The organism is Faunimonas sp. B44 (genome assembly GCF_052655945.1).
Genome location: NZ_JBQYEX010000004.1, coordinates 539341 through 557212, shown reverse-complemented (window position 1 = coordinate 557212; position 17872 = coordinate 539341). Strand labels below are relative to the sequence as shown.

At 61.5% G+C, this 17872-nt stretch carries 14 protein-coding genes and 1 pseudogene; 10 read left to right on the top strand and 5 right to left on the bottom strand.

What is annotated here, in order from left to right:
- Positions 1-206 precede the first annotated feature (206 nt).
- From ACUN0C_RS11625 to ACUN0C_RS11615, 3 genes are all read left to right on the top strand, one after another.
- Positions 207-473 carry a hypothetical protein gene (locus ACUN0C_RS11625; protein WP_445466517.1) on the top strand — a complete coding sequence of 89 codons (267 nt, stop codon included), beginning with the start codon at positions 207-209 and terminating at the stop codon, positions 471-473.
- 122 nt (positions 474-595) lie between these two features.
- Positions 596-946 carry a hypothetical protein gene (locus ACUN0C_RS11620; protein ID WP_445466516.1) on the top strand — a complete coding sequence of 117 codons (351 nt, stop codon included), beginning with the start codon at positions 596-598 and terminating at the stop codon, positions 944-946.
- Between the two features lie 297 nt (positions 947-1243).
- A complete protein-coding gene (locus ACUN0C_RS11615) occupies positions 1244-3529 on the top strand; it encodes a primase-helicase family protein (protein ID WP_445466515.1) in 2286 nt (761 codons plus the stop codon).
- 590 nt (positions 3530-4119) lie between these two features.
- On the opposite strand, the gene ACUN0C_RS11610 is transcribed toward ACUN0C_RS11615, so the two are convergent.
- Positions 4120-4302: a helix-turn-helix domain-containing protein gene (locus ACUN0C_RS11610; protein WP_445466514.1), complete on the bottom strand. Its 183-nt coding sequence runs from the start codon at positions 4300-4302 to the stop codon at positions 4120-4122.
- 125 nt (positions 4303-4427) lie between these two features.
- On the opposite strand from ACUN0C_RS11610, the gene ACUN0C_RS11605 reads away from it, so the two are divergent.
- The 7 genes and pseudogenes from ACUN0C_RS11605 (at position 4428) to ACUN0C_RS11575 (ending at position 13578) form a co-directional block, all read left to right on the top strand.
- Entirely contained in the window at positions 4428-4751 is a 324-nt protein-coding gene (locus ACUN0C_RS11605; RefSeq protein ID WP_445466513.1) for a hypothetical protein, read from the top strand.
- A gap of 551 nt (positions 4752-5302) precedes the next feature.
- Complete coding sequence (gene zorA, locus ACUN0C_RS11600) at positions 5303-7420, top strand: anti-phage ZorAB system protein ZorA (protein ID WP_445466512.1); 2118 nt, start codon at positions 5303-5305, stop codon at positions 7418-7420.
- Between the two features lie 9 nt (positions 7421-7429).
- The gene (locus tag ACUN0C_RS11595) at positions 7430-8296 is read left to right on the top strand and encodes an OmpA family protein (RefSeq protein ID WP_445466511.1); all 867 of its coding nucleotides are present in this window, start codon (positions 7430-7432) and stop codon (positions 8294-8296) included.
- 95 nt (positions 8297-8391) lie between these two features.
- Positions 8392-9708, top strand: a complete 1317-nt coding sequence (locus ACUN0C_RS11590) for an EH signature domain-containing protein (RefSeq protein WP_445466510.1) — start codon at positions 8392-8394, stop codon at positions 9706-9708.
- Between the two features lie 409 nt (positions 9709-10117).
- Entirely contained in the window at positions 10118-12703 is a 2586-nt protein-coding gene (locus ACUN0C_RS11585) for a DEAD/DEAH box helicase (RefSeq protein ID WP_445466509.1), read from the top strand.
- 225 nt (positions 12704-12928) lie between these two features.
- Positions 12929-13339, top strand: a pseudogene (locus ACUN0C_RS11580) (IS110 family transposase); the annotation flags it as partial.
- Between the two features lie 50 nt (positions 13340-13389).
- On the top strand, positions 13390-13578 hold the full coding sequence (locus tag ACUN0C_RS11575; protein WP_445466508.1) for a hypothetical protein: 189 nt from the start codon (positions 13390-13392) through the stop codon (positions 13576-13578).
- Between the two features lie 45 nt (positions 13579-13623).
- Here the strand turns inward: ACUN0C_RS11575 and ACUN0C_RS11570 are convergent, their stop codons facing one another.
- From ACUN0C_RS11570 to ACUN0C_RS11555, 4 genes are read right to left on the bottom strand one after another with little or no spacing between them, the layout of a single operon-like run.
- Entirely contained in the window at positions 13624-15663 is a 2040-nt protein-coding gene (locus ACUN0C_RS11570; RefSeq protein ID WP_445466507.1) for a UvrD-helicase domain-containing protein, read from the bottom strand.
- Entirely contained in the window at positions 15660-15995 is a 336-nt protein-coding gene (locus tag ACUN0C_RS11565; protein ID WP_445466506.1) for a DUF4357 domain-containing protein, read from the bottom strand. Before ACUN0C_RS11565 ends, ACUN0C_RS11570 begins: the two co-directional genes overlap by 4 nt.
- Positions 15995-16894 (bottom strand): hypothetical protein, encoded by a 900-nt coding sequence (locus tag ACUN0C_RS11560; protein WP_445466505.1) that lies wholly within the window; start codon positions 16892-16894, stop codon positions 15995-15997. The genes ACUN0C_RS11565 and ACUN0C_RS11560 overlap by 1 nt, the downstream gene beginning before the upstream one ends.
- Entirely contained in the window at positions 16891-17871 is a 981-nt protein-coding gene (locus ACUN0C_RS11555; RefSeq protein ID WP_445466504.1) for an HNH endonuclease, read from the bottom strand. Before ACUN0C_RS11555 ends, ACUN0C_RS11560 begins: the two co-directional genes overlap by 4 nt.
- Position 17872 lies beyond the last annotated feature (1 nt).

The following is a 17872-nucleotide window of genomic DNA, read 5'->3' as shown; positions in this document are numbered from 1 at the left end:
CCTGGAGGCCGCCAAGATCGCCCTGAAGCTGAGGGAGGCGGCCATGTGAAATGGTGAGTTCCCGATTTCTCGGGCGGAGCGCGTGTGGGCCCAAGGGCCGCCGATCCGCCTGCGAACTCAGAAAAATCGTCCACCCCTTCCGGCCAGAGCGCCGGACTTCAATGAACCCGCCGCCGCGCGCATTTCAAAATTCTGGAGCACCGAGAATGGCTCAGGACAAGCAGCTCGTCCGCAATTTCATCAACATGGTCAACGAGGTAGCCTACCACCTCGACGTCTTCTACGAGAATGACGACATGGGCATTCTCGCCAACGACGACGAGACCTTCATCAACTTCCGTCGTGCGATCCTGCTGATGCGGGAGCGTGACATGCCGATTTCCAGCCTGATCCTTCACGTCGAACGTCGGATCTCGGAGGCCTATGAGGAGGCCTTCTCGGGGTCGGGGCTGCCGGCCCTCGAGGACGAGTGATACCGCGATCGTGACTCTCACCCCCTGATCCGCTATCCGCCCTGCCGCAGTTCATGTTGCGGCGGGGACGAACCGAGGTGGTGGATCAAGGGCAGAGGCCGAACGGATTCGAACGGCAAAAAATGAGCCTCGCCGAGGCAGTTGCGTTCGTCTCAAACAAAGACAACCTGATTGCCGCTCTCGAAGAGGGACGATTGGTATCCGAAGGTCGTTTCACACCCGACATCGAACGTGAAGATATTGTGCCGGGAGAGTATGAAGACATACCACCGACGGCATGGCAAGATGGTGTGGCCGATGTCGAGAGAAGCAGGCTTGTGCTAGAGAATAGAGTTGTTGACGTTTCCTTATTGGTGCATTTCTCAAGTTACAGCAGAATTAGGATGAACAGAAAGGATGTGAGGAAGGTATTTAAGATAAAAATACAGGGTCAAAGGGAGGAAGGCCAGAAAAGTTCAATTGGCCTTGGATAGAAGGCGAGCTGGAGCGACGTATCAACTACGGGGAGTGAACGCACTTTGCCTAAGAAGAAAAATTCTACGAAGATCTCAAGAAGATGTATGAAGAGCAATTCGGAGAAGAGGGGCCAACAACCTCGATGCTGCGGAAGCGGCTTTCACTAACAATCAGGACTAGCGGCGTCTTCGTGTTCGGAAAAAACTGAATTCATTTTTTCCGAGGTTTTTCCGAGCGTTCCTAGCGGCGATTTTTTCCAGTGTGCACATCACGCTCGACGGCGGGATTCTCCTGCCGAAACAGCAGGATTGGCAATGGAAAAGCACTACCTTCACCACCTTTACCGCGACATTTCCGACGGATGGCTGTCGGTCTTCAACGGCGCGACAAAGAAGACGGTCTGGTTCGAGATCAACCGTCTCGACGACGCGATCGCCTACATGCAGGGCGTGAGCGTCGCCAACGACGTCTACCACAGCTTTCATGTGTATGGGCAGCGCCCTGACAGGGGTCGTGGCGGAGCCGACATGGTGTCCGTCCTTCCGGGCTTCTTCCTTGATCCGGATCTGAAGTCCCCGGTCGCCGGCGTTCACAAGCGAAATGACGAACTGCCAGAGTCTCTGGAGGAGGTCCTCGGCTATCTGGAGGAGGCTGGTTTTCCGAAGCCGACCGCGATCCGCTTCTCGGGCAATGGCAACTACCTCGACTACCTGTTCGAAAAGCCCTTGGTTCTGACGACGGCGGAGGAGCGCAAGCAGGCAAGGGATCTTTCGCAGGCGTTCCAGGCCGTGTTCATTGCCCTGCTGAAGAGCAAGGGCCGTCACCTGGACACGGTCGGCGACCTGCCTCGGATCACGCGCATGCCGGGTACCTTGAACCACAAGACCGACCCCGCGAAGGCGGTCGAACTCGTCGAGTTCCACGAGGACCGTCGTTATCCGCTGGAGGAGATCCGGGCCTTCGTTGAAGCCCACACGCCGAAGAAGGCGCCGAAGGGCAAGTCTCGTCGCCGCCGCAAGAAGCAGCAGGAGAACCTGGAACCGACGCTGCCGTCGCTCGACGCGGTGCGCGCCGGTTGTGCCTGGGTGGACTGGGCGATGGAGAATGCAGCCGAGCTCGGGGAGAACGACTGGTTCGCGTTGGCCGGCATCACCAAGTTCTGCGAGAACGGCGAGGAGCTGTTTCACCAGAACTCGCAGGTGTACGACCGATATAACCCCGAGGAGGCACATGGGAGGCTGGATCGGAACGAGAAGCCGCGCTCCTGCGGTTTTATTGCCGGAAACCTGGGCTTCGAAGGCTGCAAGTCCTGCCCCTTCTATGGCCAAGAGGGTTTCACCACTCCGGTCCAGCTAGGGCACCTGAATCCCGATGTCGCCGGGCTCATGCGCGAGAACGTCTACGACTACGTCGGGGAGCGTTATCTCGACGTGGAGACGGGTCGCTCTCTGAGCGCGTCCTCATTCTCCGGGAAGCACCACCACCTGACGGGACAGCCGACGCCGCACTCGGTGCTCGTTCGGATGCGATTCACGCGCAAGGTGGAGCTCGGAGACTACCGTCCCGGCGACAGCCGCTTATATCTCACGGACGAGAAGGGGCGCGAGGTCTTCAACCTCTGGCGTCCCGGCGGCGTGGAGCCCCTTGAGGGCGACGCAAGCGTCATCTGGGAGCACCTCGCGTACATCGTCCAATCACCGAAGGAGCTTGCTCATTTCGTCGATGCATTGGCGCATGCCGTGCAGAAGCCGCAGGAGAAGATTCACCACGTGCTCCTTCTGATTGGCAAGCAGGGGACGGGCAAGAGCTTCTTCGGGCAGCTCTTCAAGCAGCTCTTCGGACCGGACAACGTTTTCGTCGCCGAGAGCTCGGATTTGACCGACGGTTGGACCGCGCAGATGGGCAACCGTCAGGGGCTGGTGATCGAGGAGCTCGGGGTCTTCGAGAGACGGGAGGCTTTTGAAAACCTCAAGACCTGGATCACCGAGGATACTGTGACGGTCAACGAGAAGCATGTGAAGAAGTACTCTGCCCGAACCCCTCGTGTGATGCTGGCTATCTCCAACCATGCCACGCCTATCTCGCTCGGGGGCGGAGATCGCCGCTACTTTGTGTTGAACTCGAAGGCTGAACCGAAGGACGGTGCCTATTACAAGCAACTGTTCACGGTTGGGCTCGACCAAGCGCCTGCTTTCCTGGCCGACCTGCTCAAGCGCGACATCTCGCACTTCAACCCGGCCGTCACTCCGCCCATGACGGATGCGAAGGCCGAGATCCTGAAATGGTCCCAGCCGGTGGTCCAGCAGGAGGTCCAGGCGATGATGGATGAGCTGGACAGCCCCTTCTGGCGAGATTTCCTCACGGTCGAGGACGTTCGCGAGGCCATTGCCAACCGGATGAAGGGACGCTTCCCTGGCATCCGCGAGGTCACTGATGCGCTGAAGGCACTGGGCTGCGAGTACCTCCGACAGGTACGCTTCGGTACTGCGCTGAAGCGTCGGGTCTGGGTGTGGCGCAACATCGATCGGTGGAAGGTGGCGACCACGCAGCAGCTCCGGGACGGCCTGCTCATGCCTATCCTGCTCGACGCTGCCGAGTAGCAGAAAGAGGGGTGCCATTGGCACCCTCTCCTTTGCAGGTGGGGGGGACCCTTGGATAGTGTCCCGGCTGTCCCATGTCCCACCTCGTCCAGGACGCTCTCTGCTATAAAAATCGCATTGCGAACCAAGAACATCAGCGCATAATTATTACTTATTTTCCTTGAGCTAATCTAAAACAGCCGAGACAGTGGGACACTGGGACAGAATGGAATGTCCTGATCGCTCCGCAAGCCACCTGCCATTTCGAACATGAAACATCTGGCGAATCGCCAGCCTACTTCAACACCCTATTTGGTCGACTGTGCGCAACCGAAGCCGCGCACAGCCAGATCCCGAGCTATCGTCTCTGCCGAGGCGTGTCCTCCGGGCAGTCGACGTAATAGTCGCCAACCCCCTTCGGAGGGCCTCCAACACAGTGCGGCGTACGCGGTCCGCTGCCCCAGCCGTGCCTGTGCTCTTCACCGCAGAGGGGGCAGAGCACAATCGCGATGTCGACCGTCTTGCCGGGACCGTTTGGGACCACGACCCGGCGCAGGAGGGGAGCGACGGGGATCTCCTTCGGCCCGTCCTTGAAGTGAACGGTACGGCACTCACACATGGCTCTTCCCCTGGATGAATGCCTGCACGTCGGCCGCCCGGTAGCGGATCACGCGACCGAGACGGATGAAGGCAAGCGGCAGCTTGCGCAGGTGATTGTAGGAACACTTCAGGATGTGCATGACCTCCGCCGAGCTGAGGAGCTCATTGGGGTTGAGTCGATCACTAAGTTTCATAGATAATCTCCACAAAGATTCACAGTGGAGATGTAAGTATGACATCATGAAGAATCAAAAGACGGGTGATGCATAATGCTGCACCTTGCAGCAACAGCTGACTTTGCGCTCACTATATTACTGGCATGTTCGACACAGTCCGCACCCAGGAGCTGCTCCACCAGCTGCTCCACGCAGATACGCCCCCCTGGCGCCCGATCCGGAGCCGGAAGCTGGCCGCGATCCTCGGCGTCTCGCTGCAGAGCCTCGCCAACTGGCGGGTCCGTGGCACAGGACCAGAGCCTGAACCCATGCGGCGGGGGAGGGGGAATCGGACCTTCTACAAGCCTGAAAACGTCATGGCCTGGCTCAGCGGCCGCGAGCCATGGCAGCACTCCTACGAGTGGCTCCGCCTGCACGTGATGGACTTCACGCCCGTGACCGAGGAGACGGTCCGGGCCTGCATCTAGGTTCTGGAGGGGGAGGGGGTGCTGTGAGGCCGCGGAGTTAGTCGCAGTTTACCCTGGTCGAGGAGCTGTTGCCGAGATAGGTCGTATTGGCAGTGCAATTTCGGAATCGGCGTGCTCGAGCCTCTTGCTGTGCCTGAAGTTGCTCTCCGAGATTCGCGAGCCGATATTTCTCGATCCGCCGCTCATCGAGTCGCATCCTGCAGGCAGCGAAAGCTGCTGGACGAAAAACTCAGCGGCAGGTCAGCAGGTGTTCGTATCGGCGGCAGTCAATTCGGGATTGTGGTCGATGTGCAGCCGGAGGCCCCAGCCGCCAACGCAGCTTCCTTGGGAGCCGCGGCCACAGGGATGCCAGACGACCTCGGAAGCATCTTATCCTAGATGCGAGCGCTCAGGATGATAGTCCATTGTTTCTGCGTCCCTCGCATGGGTCGCGGCATGAAGGAATCGTAAGGCTCTTGAAGGTACGACGAAAAGTTGCAGAGTGGCATTACACCTCCCTGCACCGGGCGACTTAACCCGGGCGACCTGAATTTGCGAAACCAGGGGATATCATGCGGCTCAGCGCTATTGCCTGGAGTGCACCACTGCGAATCCTAGCGTTCTGGGGCTTGGTGTGCGGTGTGGTGTGGGGTGTCGCGCAGTGGTGGTCGTGGCTTGATTTCGGTCTAATCGCCGATGTTATCAAGGGAGCTTTCCGCGGTGAACTCGAGCGCGTCAGCACACTCGAGTTCGCTTTTGCGATCGCATCCGCTCTCGCGGCCGCTGGATTGGGCCTAGCGGTAGCATTCCTCATTCTCCATGTCGCTGCCATATGGGTGAGCCTGTGGAGCGCTCGCCTCCGAATTACACGCGCGCAGACGATGGCCGATTTCGCGCAGGCGTATGATACGATCCACCAGCGTATCTCCCGAAAGTCTCTTCTTCAGCACGCATGGAAGGAGTTCGACGAAACGCTCGTTAGGCCTCCCACCGATAGGGAGCCTATCAGAAACACTGTTAGGCCGCAGAGCTTCATCAACATTAACGTTGCACGAGAAAAGCTGTTCGGCCTGAAGATGATGGGGAGTATCCCCAGTTATTTCGTAGGCACAGGTCTTCTACTGACTTTCATCGGGCTTGTTTTAGCTTTGCATGAAGCAGCCAGGGCAGTAAGCAGCAGTGATGCGGAAGGCATGCAGATCGCCACACGTCAGCTGCTACAGGTGGCTACGTTCAAGTTCGCAACGTCAATCGCCGGTCTCGGCGTCTCGATCGTTTTGTCGTTCCTGTTCCGCGCCTACATAATCGCGATCGAAGATGCTTTCGAAAAGTTCTGCCACTCGGTGGAAAAGCGGCTGCGCTACATGCCACCGCAGGCTATCACGGTTCAGATGAATGAGCATTTGGCGGCTCAGGTCAGCGAACTGAAGCAGATCAACAGCTCAGACTTTTTCGCGCGAATGGGAGAAGCCGTTTCGCCGCAGATCCAGCGGGCTTTCGCCACGGCCATGACCCCGGTCACGGACAAGATGAATGATGTGATCGGCCGTATTGAGCAGAGCAGCCAGAGCGGTGTTTCCGAGCTGATCGAGCGGTTCACGCAAGGGGTCCAAAACGGGGCCGGTGCGGAGCTTAGAGAGCTGTCTCTCACTCTGAAGACCGTTCATGACTCCCTCCTCGCAACACAGCGGGGCATATCCGGGACTGGAGAAGACTTTGGTCGGCGCATGTCAGAGTCAGCCGAAAACCTCAACAGACTCATTAGCCAAGCCGGCGAGCGGCTCGACGGTAGCGCCGAAAAGAGTCGCAATGCTCTTCTGGATGCTGTCCAAGCACTTCAGCAGACGTTCGAGCGCGCAAATACGCAGGTGGAGAAGGAGCTCGGAAGCTCCGCAGCCGGCGCATCAGCGAAGATCGAGGAGGCAATGGGCCGAGTGCTTGATCGACTCGAAGCGCAGATCTCCGGACTCAATTCGGGTGTTGGCAACTTCCAACAAACCTTGGCCCGGCAGCTCGACCAGACGCGGGAGCATGTGACGGCCGCGCAGGCGAGCGCCACTGCTGCGATCGGTGCCATCGCGACTGAGGCGGCGACAGCACTAAGAGAAGGGTTGGCGGAGGCAATGCAGGCGATCCGTTCTGAGATTCAGAGCTTCAGCCAAGCCCTGAGCGCCTCGGAAGCCAGCTTGGCCGCGCAGGCGAACGCCGTTCGCGAAGCGAGCGATCAATCGCGCCTGGTCTCGGACGCCTTCAGCCGCACGGCTCAAGACGTCCGCACGGCGTCGGTGCCTTTGGTCCAGTCCGGCGAACGCGTGGCTGGTGCCACCGAGAAGATGTCGCAGGTCATCGAGCGAGCCGTGTCTGCCCTCGGCGTTGAGCAAGAGGCATCGCGGAGTCTGGCGGCTGCGCTACAGTCCCACATCGAGCACTTGGGCAATCTCTGGTCGACCTACGCGGCCCAGTTCGAGAAAGTTGATGCGGAGTTGGGCAGCGCTGTTGCGAAACTCGCAGAGGCAACCCACCAGCAGGGGCAGACGCTCGCTGACTACGCAGCCCGCGTTGACGAGGGATTCGCAAAGGCGATCCAAAACCTGACGCCAACCCTTGAAAGTTTGCAGGAGAGCGCTGAGGGTATTGAAGAAGCGGCCGACGGCCTCCGCCGTGTTCTTGTACGCGAAGCCGCGGAGTAGAGCTCGATTATGATCGCCCAAGAAGAGGTCTCTCCAGGGTCGGCCGAAGAGGGTGAAAACTATTTTGTGTCGATGACCGACATGATGGTCGGTATCCTCTTTATCTTCATCATTATGCTTATGGTTTTCGCTCTTGATTTCCGTACTCAGACTGACGTGCAGGAGAACGCCATTGAGATCGCAAAGGAGATAGCTCAGCGGTTGAGCGAACTGGAGGAAGAAGTGCGAGAGCAGATTTCCTCCTTGGACGAGGCACAGGATACACGTCGTCGTATGCTGGAGGACATTCAGAACCAACTCGCCAGTCGGGGGTTGCATGTCCAGATTGATGAGGCTCATGGGGTATTGAGACTGACAGAAGAGGCCGTGCGTTTTCCCGTTAATAGCACGGAGCTTGGAAGCCAGGCGCGCGCTAATGTCGAGACGATTGCGCTAGTCTTGGCCAACGTCCTTCCGAACTACAGTGCGTGCGATTCCGGATTGACGGATAGAAGATGCTCAAGCTCTGGATTGGCATTCGTTGAGACCGTCTTCGTCGAAGGTCACACCGACGTGACAGGCAATGATGAACGAAACTGGCAGCTCTCAACTGAGCGCGCGGTGAATACGTATCGCGCCCTCGTGACTGCGGCACCCTCCCTGCGTGACCTTCGAAACGAGAAAAGCGAAGAAGTGCTCTCGGTGTCCGGCTACTCCTCCACGCGTCCCATCAATGCGGCCGAAACTAAAGCGGCTTGGGAGGAGAACAGGCGGATCGATTTGCGATTCGTGATGGAGGTCGATAACCGCAAGCGGCTTCAACAGATTATGGGCCTCACTGACGAGATGAAGATCGAGATTGACCGCCTCGTTAACGCGAGCGGGGATGGCTCGTGAGCAGTCTGCGGGAGGCCATCAGATCGATTCTTGAGGCTCGGCTTCCCCCCCTGAAGCTCAGGGCGGTGCCAGTCACGGTAGCGGAAGCTGAAAGAATGGAACAGCGCCCTCCAGAGGACATGGCGACCCGGCGGGGCAAAGACTACGACGCGATTTCGAATGAACTGAGGACTCGGCTTCGGGAGGGCGGCGTGCTGTCATGGAAAGAGGCACGCGACGCAGCCTGGTGCCTCTGGACGACCGACCCGGCACTTGCAGCCGAGCCCGCCCTCCTCGCGGCGATCCTCGCAAGGATCGAACCGTCCGAGCGCCGGAAGCCCTACCGCGCGCTTGCCGCCGCCTTTCTTCGAGACTTCGATCTTGGACGTCCAGGCATTAGGGACGTAGCCCGCACCCTCGCGACCAAAGCAGATGAAGCCGGAAGGCCTTGGTCCGGACTTCAGAAGGAGCTGGCCCTATTCGACATTGAAGAGGGCCCGGCAAAGGTAGGGAGGGTTGCGATTCAGTCGGGAAACTCGCCCAGCGAGGTCCTTCGCGCGAACGGGCTGGGCGCGCTGGGCGCAGATACGGGTTTCGGGCGGGCCTGCGTCGCGGCCATCCTCCGCCACCTTCGCGACGGAGCTGAACCCGATCCCCTTGAACGACTGGAACTCGTCAGACAGGTGGCCTTGAACGAGAGCGCTCGCCTCCGTTTCGACGAGCTTGCGCCTCTCGTCGCGGATGCCCTGCTCATCCCTTTCGGCAACACAATGCCAGACAAGATCCTGCGGGATCGGTTCCTAGGGCTCCTGATCTCCCTCTTTGGAGATCCTCGCATCAATGACCCTCGCCTCCCTCATCGCCGGTGGGTCAGGATGCCTGATGCAGAGGCCATCGTACGCCGGTGGCTCACGGAACAATCTCTGCGCCAGTTCCTCGACATCGTGGACCGCGTGGCAGTCGAGCGGATGTGGAAGTATCGGAGAGCATTCTGGGAGGCAGTTTATCACGCGGGCCTAGTCGAGGAAGCCTGGGTTGTGTTTGATACCTATGGTGTGGAGGAGGCGCGCCGAGCTTTTGGGCGTGCAGCTTCTTTCGGTCAATTTCAGGGAGGCGGCCGGAAGCAGGTTCAGAAGGGGCATGCGGTGTTGCTTCTGCGGGTAGGGCGCGGTGTTGTTGCGGATTGGAGCCATAACGGAAAATGCAATATTTGGAACGATGCATCGGAGAGGGGAGCGCCCGTCCTCTACCGCAAGTACTACACGTCGAGTGAATTCCTGCATGTATGGGATTCCGGCGATGCAATCGATCGCTCCACATTCAGCACGGCACATATGGGGCCCGAGACGTACAGCTGGCAGCGCAAGGTTGCTGCGAAGCTCCACAACATGACTGGCGTTCGTATAAGTCCGTCGAGCTACGTCGTGCGCTGATATGGCCATCCGATTTCGCTCCCTCATTCACGGTGATGGCGTTCGCGTGATTGCGGCCCGTTCGAGGCTCTTCTCGAAATCGATAATCAATCCGGCAGGCTGGACTGACCTCGAGGGGTCTGCCGGCGCCGCCGCTCGCGTGCTCCTTGGCCAGCTGACGACCGGCTCGGCGGAGCTGACAGATAACGGTGTTGTTCTCAGCCATGCCGCAGCCGCAACGCTCCCGCAGTCCATTGCTCAGGCCATCGCCCTACCGCCGCTTGCACGGATGTCGGTTACCCTGTCGTTCGATGGACGCGTGGACACTTTGGGGGGCTCGGTTCGTGCGCGCTGGTTTGACGAGAAGGCCCGGGCTGTAAGCGCCAGGAGGACAGGGGCGTTCTTGCAATGGGGGGAGGAGACCGGTCGCTTGTCCTCCAACCTCTTCACTTTGATGGAGGCGATCGACGGCTTCAACGGCACGGTGGGGCAACCGACGGAGGCGAGAGTTGCTGCATGGCGACCGGTTCAATCCGCCCTCCGCGCCACCATTGGACGCGAGGTCAGGGCCGATGATTATCTCGGCAGCCTGACGATCTACCAGGCTGGGAGCTTCGCTCTGGACGTAAGGGAGACGGAGCGCGGTCCCGACTTCGTGCCAATCCTGATGAGCCACGATTGGGCGAACTCTATTGAAGACGATGCACCTCTCGACGAGGAAGGCGGCGGAGTCAGACCGTCACTGCCCAACGCGGAAGACGCTGCCCTCCTGACGCCGGACTTGCATGACACCTTTGTCCGCGAACGCTGGGCCCGCAGTCGTTCGACAAACGACGCTTATGTGCTCGGGCGCAACACCTTCCTGGTGCTCGATCCAGCGCTGAAATGCGCACTCGATGTCGTTCGGCTGAAGCGCGCAGCACCGCTGACGGAGCGCCGCGATTTCGTCCGTAACCCTCGGCCGTCCATCGCTGAGGCTTTGGGGGGCGACGACGCGGACCTTCTTTCAGCTGTTCTGTTCGTCGAAACCGCTCAATACTCGGAACGAGTGACGGGCCTGCAGGTATGGAACCCTCCAAAGCTGCCGTGGCTGACGAAGAAGGCTCAGCAGTGGCTGCCCGAGCGCTTTTCGGTGGCGATTGGCGACACGAAGATCGACCTTACCCCCGCGCGCGTGGAGGATCTCGCAGACAAGGTCGAGGCCGCCCGGTCGGAGGGTCGGTCGACCATCGATGTGGACGGCACGCCGCATCTGGTCGAGGACGTGGTCCAGGCGATTGCGCCATTCCTCGGAGGCCAGAATCTGCCGGAGCCCGAGGAGAACAAGGAGGATTGGGCCGCTCTCGTGGGTGCAGCGGAGGAAGCGGAAGAGCGGAAGGTGCTCGATATCGACCAGAACCTGGAGGAACTGCGCTTCTCTGCTGCGCTTAAGCCACGCAAAGCAGCTATTCCAAGTGAATTCCCAACTGACCTCTGCCCACATTCCAGGCCGAAAGAACATCAGCGCCACGGATTCGCTTGGCTTGTCGATGCGTGGGCCAGTGGACTCCCCGGGGTGCTTCTGGCCGACGATATGGGTCTGGGTAAGACCTATCAGGCTCTCGCCTTCCTCGCGTGGTTCAGGAAGAACCGACCGTGTGTCGGAAGCGGAGCACAAACGGGTCCCATATTGGTGGTGGCGCCAACGGCATTGCTCCGGAACTGGGCTGCGGAGGCGGAGCGCCACCTAGCTGCGGGCGCTCTCGGGGGGAGGATCGACGCGTTTGCTCCGGACCTGAAACGCCTGAAGAGGCCGAAAACCGCTGACTGGACACCGGAGGATGCGCTCGACGTCCAGGCGCTGCGGGATGCGGACTGGATTCTGACGACCTACGAGACGCTCGCCGACAACCATCGCGCTTTCGCACGCGTCGGCTATCCCGTCGTGGTCTTCGACGAGATGCAGAAGGTAAAGTCTCCGAGCACGATCAATACCCACGCAGCCAAGGCGGTGAATGCGGATTTCGTAGTTGGACTCACCGGCACGCCGATTGAGAACCGCCTTGAGGACCTATGGTGCATCATGGACCGGGTTTTTCCGGGTTATCTCGGTACCCTGAGGGCATTCTCAAAGGAGCATGAGGATGAGAACCCGGCCTCGCTGTCCGCCTTGAAGGACAAAATGGACAAGCCGCATCCGATGCCGCCCGCTCCGGCCGTGATGCTGCGGCGGATGAAGGAGGCGATCCTCGAGGGTCTGCCCTCGAAGACTGTGCAGGTGCGGCGACTGCAGATGCCGGCGCCGCAGGCAGAGGCTTATCAGCGCGCAGTTGGGCTGGCGATGACGGGTGAGCGCTCAAAAGGGGCCATGCTGAAAGCCCTCCAGGCGTTTCGGGGCATCTCGCTTCATCCAGACGGTGCAGAGGGCGTGGATCCTTACGATCCGAAGTCGGTTCAGGAATGGGTTTCTCGATCGGCGCGCCTCACCCAGGCTGTATCAATCCTGCATGAGATTGAACGCCGGGGCGAAAAGGCGCTGCTGTTCCTTGAAGACCGAGCGGTGCAGGCTGCATTCGCCGCAGCATGCACGACACTGTTCGCCATCAGGTCGCAGCCGCCAATCATCAACGGTGCTCTGCCCGGTGCAAAACGACAAGCAGTCGTTGACGAGTTTCAGGCAATGCCGCCAGGCTTTCACCTCCTCGTCCTCTCACCGAAAGCAGCAGGGATTGGTCTGACCATCACAGCCGCAAACCACGTAATTCATCTGAGTCGCTGGTGGAATCCGGCGGTCGAAGACCAGTGCAATGATCGCGTGTATCGGATCGGTCAAGATAAACCCGTCACCGTGCACGTGCCAATGGCAGTCCATCCTGATTACGGCGAGGGATCATTCGATGTTACGCTGGACAGACTGCTTGAGCGAAAGCGCAAGCTCTCGCGCGAGATGCTTACGCCGCCGGTCAGTGAGAGTGATATCGAAACCCTGTTCGGCGCAACCGTCAGCTCCCCAGAACAGAGGGGGCAAGCGCAGTGAACGGTCTCGTCATAAGTGAGGCTTGGATTGACCTGACCCGTTTGTTGAGGGCGGTGGTGGACCTTGCCCGCCGTGAGATGGATGGCGGCCGAGGAGGTCGGCGAGGACGTGCATTTTGGTGGTGCGGCCGCCCCGCGAGACGCCGATCGCCTGTGCCTTCGCCCCCCTTTATGGAATGGCCCGCCCCTCTCCTCCACCATGATCGGGTGGCGACAGGAGGGTAGCATGAAGGGCATTCAGATTCTCGGAGTGGACTTGGGCAAGAACAGCTGCAGCGTGGTCGGTTTGGACGCTGCGGGACGGGTCCTGCTGCGTCGTCGGATGCGGCGAGAGGGCGTCATAGCGCTTGCGACGAAACTGCCGGGCTGCGTGGTGGCGATGGAGGCGTGCTGCGGAGCACATCACCTCGGGCGCGTTCTGGTTGGGCAGGGACATGAAGTGCGGCTGATGTCGCCCGAGTATGTCCGGCCCTACGTCAAGGCGCAGAAGAATGATGATCGCGATGCGGAAGCGATCGCCGAGACCGCGACCCGGCCAACGATGCGGTTCGTGGCGCTGAAGACGGAGGCGCAGCTCGACGTGCAGGTTCTGCATCGCGTCCGCGACCGGCTGGTCGGACAGCGGACGTCATTGATGTGAACCGCGCCGGGTTTGCCGGAGGCTCCGAACCTTGAGAGGACGGAGCCATGACGAAGAAGACGTCAACGAGATACTCAACCGGAGCTTCGTCGCGGCGTCCGGTCAAGTCGTCCAAAGAGATCTTCCAGGGAGTGGCAATTCGTTTGGTGGCGCTGCAGGTGAAAAACACTGTCAAAGCCGCCCGCGACACCGCAGGTCGACCTGTGCCCATCGTGCAACCTTCCGCTCCGGCGTGAGAAGTGGACCACAAAGTATGGGAACAAACATGTAGGCTGCCGCTTCTATTCGCTCAGATCCTGCAGGAACTCCGAGGCGGGCTCGGTGGCGGTGACGAGGAGGTGCTCGCGGGCGCGCGTGCAGGCGACGTAGAGGAGGTGCCGCTCGGTGGCGTAGACCTCCGCGAGGCTCGCTTCGTCCGAAACTTCCGTCATGCGCGCTTCGGACGGGATCACGCCCTCGTCGCAGGCGATCACCGCGACGGCACGGAACTCCAGCCCCTTCACGTCGTGCATGGTCGCGAGGCGGACGGCGTCCAGCTCGGCGCCCGCCGGCGAGGTCGGCGCGTTCGCGGCAGCGGCCGCGGCGGCGGCCCGGCCGAGGAGCTCGGGGGAGCGGACCACGAGGGCGATCGAGCGCGGCTCCAGGCCCTCGGCGAGCCGCTCCGCGAGCCATGCGGAAACCGCCTCGCGCTCCTGCTCGACCGTCACGAACACGCGCACGACCGGGGCCGGGCCGGTGAAGAGCGACTGCACGCCGCGCCGGTCGTCCTCGGAGCCGTCCGCCTCGACGAGGGTCGAGGGCAGGAGCCCGTCGGCCTGCTGCCTGATCTGCTGCGAGGTCCGGTAGTTGACGCGCAGGCTGCGGGAGCGGCCCTGGATGTCGACGCCTTCGGACTTCCAGGAGAAGGGCGGGCGGAAGATGCGCTGGCCGATGTCGCCGGCGAAGAAGAGGCCGTTCGGCCGCGCGCCCGCGAGCGCCGCGAGGATGCGGAGCTCAGCCGCCGAAACGTCCTGCGCCTCGTCGACGACGACATGGTCGAAGGGCGCCGCGCCGGCCGCCGCGAGATGCGTTGCGAGGCGGCCGAGCATGGCCGGGTAGGTGGTGAGGCCTTCGGCGGCGAGCCGCGCCCGCGCGTGCTCGAAGAGGGTCCAGAGCGCCTCGCGGCGTTCGCCCGCGAGCCGCCGCTTGCGGCCGAGGCGGGGGAGGTCGCGATAGGTCTCCCGGTCCGGCACCTGCCGGCCGTCGACGATGAGGCGCCATTCGTCGAGGAGGAAGCGGTCGTCCACCTCGAACCCGACGTCGCGCTTGGCCGCCTGAAGCGCGCGGGCGACGTCATCGTCGTCCGCGAGCCGGACCGGGCCGACGAGGCGCTCGTGAAGCGCGTGCGCGGCGCCGGGAAGGTCCGCCACCGTGATGCGGTCGAGGAGAGGCGAGGCGGCGCCGACCAGCGTCGCGACCTTCCGGCGGAGGGCGGCGGCGAGCACCGTGTTGAAGGTGGTGAGGAGGACGCCCGCGTCCGGGTTTGCGCGGGCGAGGCGGACGGCGCGGTGCAGCGCCACGACCGTCTTGCCGGTGCCGGCGCTGCCGATGACGCGGGCAGGGCCGGCGAAGTCGCGCGCGACGAACTCGCGCTGCGCCGGGTGCAGGAAGACGGCCCAGTCCTCCCAGGGCGCGTCGAGCGCGCGCCGGAGATCGTCCTCGCCGGTGAGGAGCAGGAAGCGGCGCTGCGCGTCCGGGTGGGCGAAGGGGTCTTCGGTGGGGGCGGGCGGCGGCGGCGCGACGCCGGTCGCGAGGTCGAGGAGCGCCTCCATCGCCTCCGCCGGCAGGCGCCCGGCGAGCGCGAAGATGGTGTCCTCGTCGACGGCGCGGACGTCGGCGAGCCAGTCCTCCGGCACGCCGCAGCGCAGCAGCGTCTCCTCCGGCGTGTCGGCGAAGAGGGGCGGCTTGGGCGCCTCCCGCGCGACGTAGACGGGGACGACGATCTCCTCGACGGTCTCGCGGATCTCGACGAGCTGGGCCGCGCCGGTGACGGGATGGGCGTCGAGCCGGTGCGTCTCGGCCCAGCGATAGGCATCGTCGTGATGATCGACATAGGCGAGGGTGGTCGCCTCGCCGCGGCGGTGGAGCACGATGCGGATGTCGTCGTTGACGCGTGCGGTCCAGAAGCCCTTCTCGCGCGCGCGGTCGACCCGGTGGAGCGCGAGGCCGGGGCGGGCGAGGCCCATCTGCAGGTCGAAGGCGGTCTGCTTCACCAGCCCCTGCTCCTGCGGCGTCAACCTCGCGAGCGCGCCGGTGAAGCTGGAGGCGATGCGGAGGGTCACGGCTTACGGATTCTTCGGCGATCTTGGAGCGTTTCTTTGGTTTTCACATGTTTCCAATGCTTCGGCCCGCTGGCATTTCCGTCGATAATCACACCAGTCGCCTTGCTCACGCTAGAAAACTCGTGGTCACAAGTGAAGACATACGTAGCGTCGTCCCAGGGAATCAGTACGCCAGCGTCCACCAAACTTTTCTGATCCTCCTTATCTCTCTTCTGAATTGGGGATCCATGCTTCATCGCTGTCGATCCGACACGCACCAGGAACTTGCCATCTTCTGTCTCTCGCCCCGTTGCCTGAGCACTCTGTTTCTGCATCACGAACCAATCGCCCATCACACCCTCAGCACCTTCATGACCTCGTCGCCGAGGTGGTTGATGACCTTGACCGCGATGCGGCCGGATTTGGGTTTGGGGAAGGGGCGGGAGACGGTGCGCTTGAGGCTGTCCCAGGCGTCCTCGTCGATCTCGGCCTTCAGCGTCGTCTTCAGCGCCTTGTAGGGCACGTCCGCGCCGGGGAAGTAGGCGTGGCGGACGAAGAAGCTCTCCATGTCGTAGTCGGTGTCGACGAACCAGCAGGCGATGTCCTCGGCGTCGGAGGAGACGACCTCGCCGGTCTGCGGCTTGAAGACGTCGAGGCCCTTCAGCTCGACGCGGAGCCCGTCGCCGTCCTGCTTGAGCGCGATGTCGGGCTCGCCGAAGACGACGAAGAGGTTGCCGCCGCCGGCTTTCAGGTCGCCGGCCATGTGGAGGTCGGCGTTCATGCGGGCGCGCAGCACCGGCACGGCGCCGAGCCGCTGCAATTCGCCGGCATGGGCGTCGAAATTGAAGGCGCAGGCGATCAGAACGTCGAAGCCGGCCTCGGCCGCCTCGCGCGCGGCGGCGACGAGATCGGCGCGCTGCACGGTGCCGTATTCCGGACCGATGAAGATCGCGGCGCGCTTCTCGCTCTCGCCCTCCTGGTAGCGGCCGTCGGCGGAGACGTACTCGCCGGGCCAGGGTTTCAAGGTGGTGAAGGCGATGCGGTCGGCCCGGTCGCGCTGCTGGACGCCGGCCTTGCGGAGGTTTTCGAGGATCGCCTCGTAATAGTTCTCCGCCTCCTGCGCCTCGCGCCGGCGCAGCCCCTCGGAGGCGGCGAGCGCATCGATCAGCTCGCCGTCCTCGTCGACGCCGACGGAGCGGTGCGGCGAGAGGCTCTCCACCGTGAATGGGCCGGCGACGCGGATCTCGATCAATCGCCTATGTAGCAGTTTTCGCGATGCCATCGGAGGTTCTCAATCGATGGGCGGTGAGTCTCAAGGCGTGGCGTACGTAAGAGCCTTCCGTTCAGCTGAAGGTATTCATTCCCATTGTTGAAGATCTCCCTGACTTGGGGACTGACCCGAAATCTCATGTCGGGATCGACTGTAGCAAGGCCTGCATCAAGGACGCTGTGGATGTCCTTTCGTAGCAGCAGGCCATTGGCAAACGAGTGGTCGCCACCCCTAGCATAAGGGCGGATGTGCACCGCATCCAGTGCAGGCATCACGCGCGTATCCGACAAGGCACAACGGTGCTCGTACACTCCGGCGATAGCTAGGCGGAACGAGCCTTGCCCGAGTCGAGGAACGATCGTCGTTCTGTTCCCAAATCGTAAGGCAGCGCTCGGCATGTTCGGCGCAATGAAGCTGCTTTGATCTTCCTCCGAAAGTCCTTCAAAATCGCGCCGATCTCGCTCAAACAGAATTGCGTGGGATGTTCGCTGTTCAAGGGCAGTGATAAGCCTTGCGCCTTCCGTCGACTCGGCTGCGTACACTTTTCCGGTGACTATGTTGCTCGACCAATCGGACGGTACATCAAACCAGTCCGATTCCTCAAAAAAGACCGGATTAGCGAGCAGGCGGCAGCCAATAAGAGAGTGTTCACTTGTTTGGCGAGAGGTTCGATAGCGCGCAATGGCTCGGATCATCGAGTCCAAATCCGGAATGCCGTTCCCCTGTCCGATTGAGTCCCAAGCGAGGCGGATGGAAGCGTTGATGCTGCTAACGAGAACTCCGTATCCGCCAATGACGTTTCGCGGTGCCTTAAGGCGAAACACGAAAAGTCCACCTTCCTCAATGGCTTTGAAGTTTTGCTGAGAAGGCTTCCAGAAGTTGATCTCATCCCACGGCTGTCGTGATTTCAGGAAGTCGAACCACTCGTTATCCGTATTGGCAACGTACAACTGGGGCATC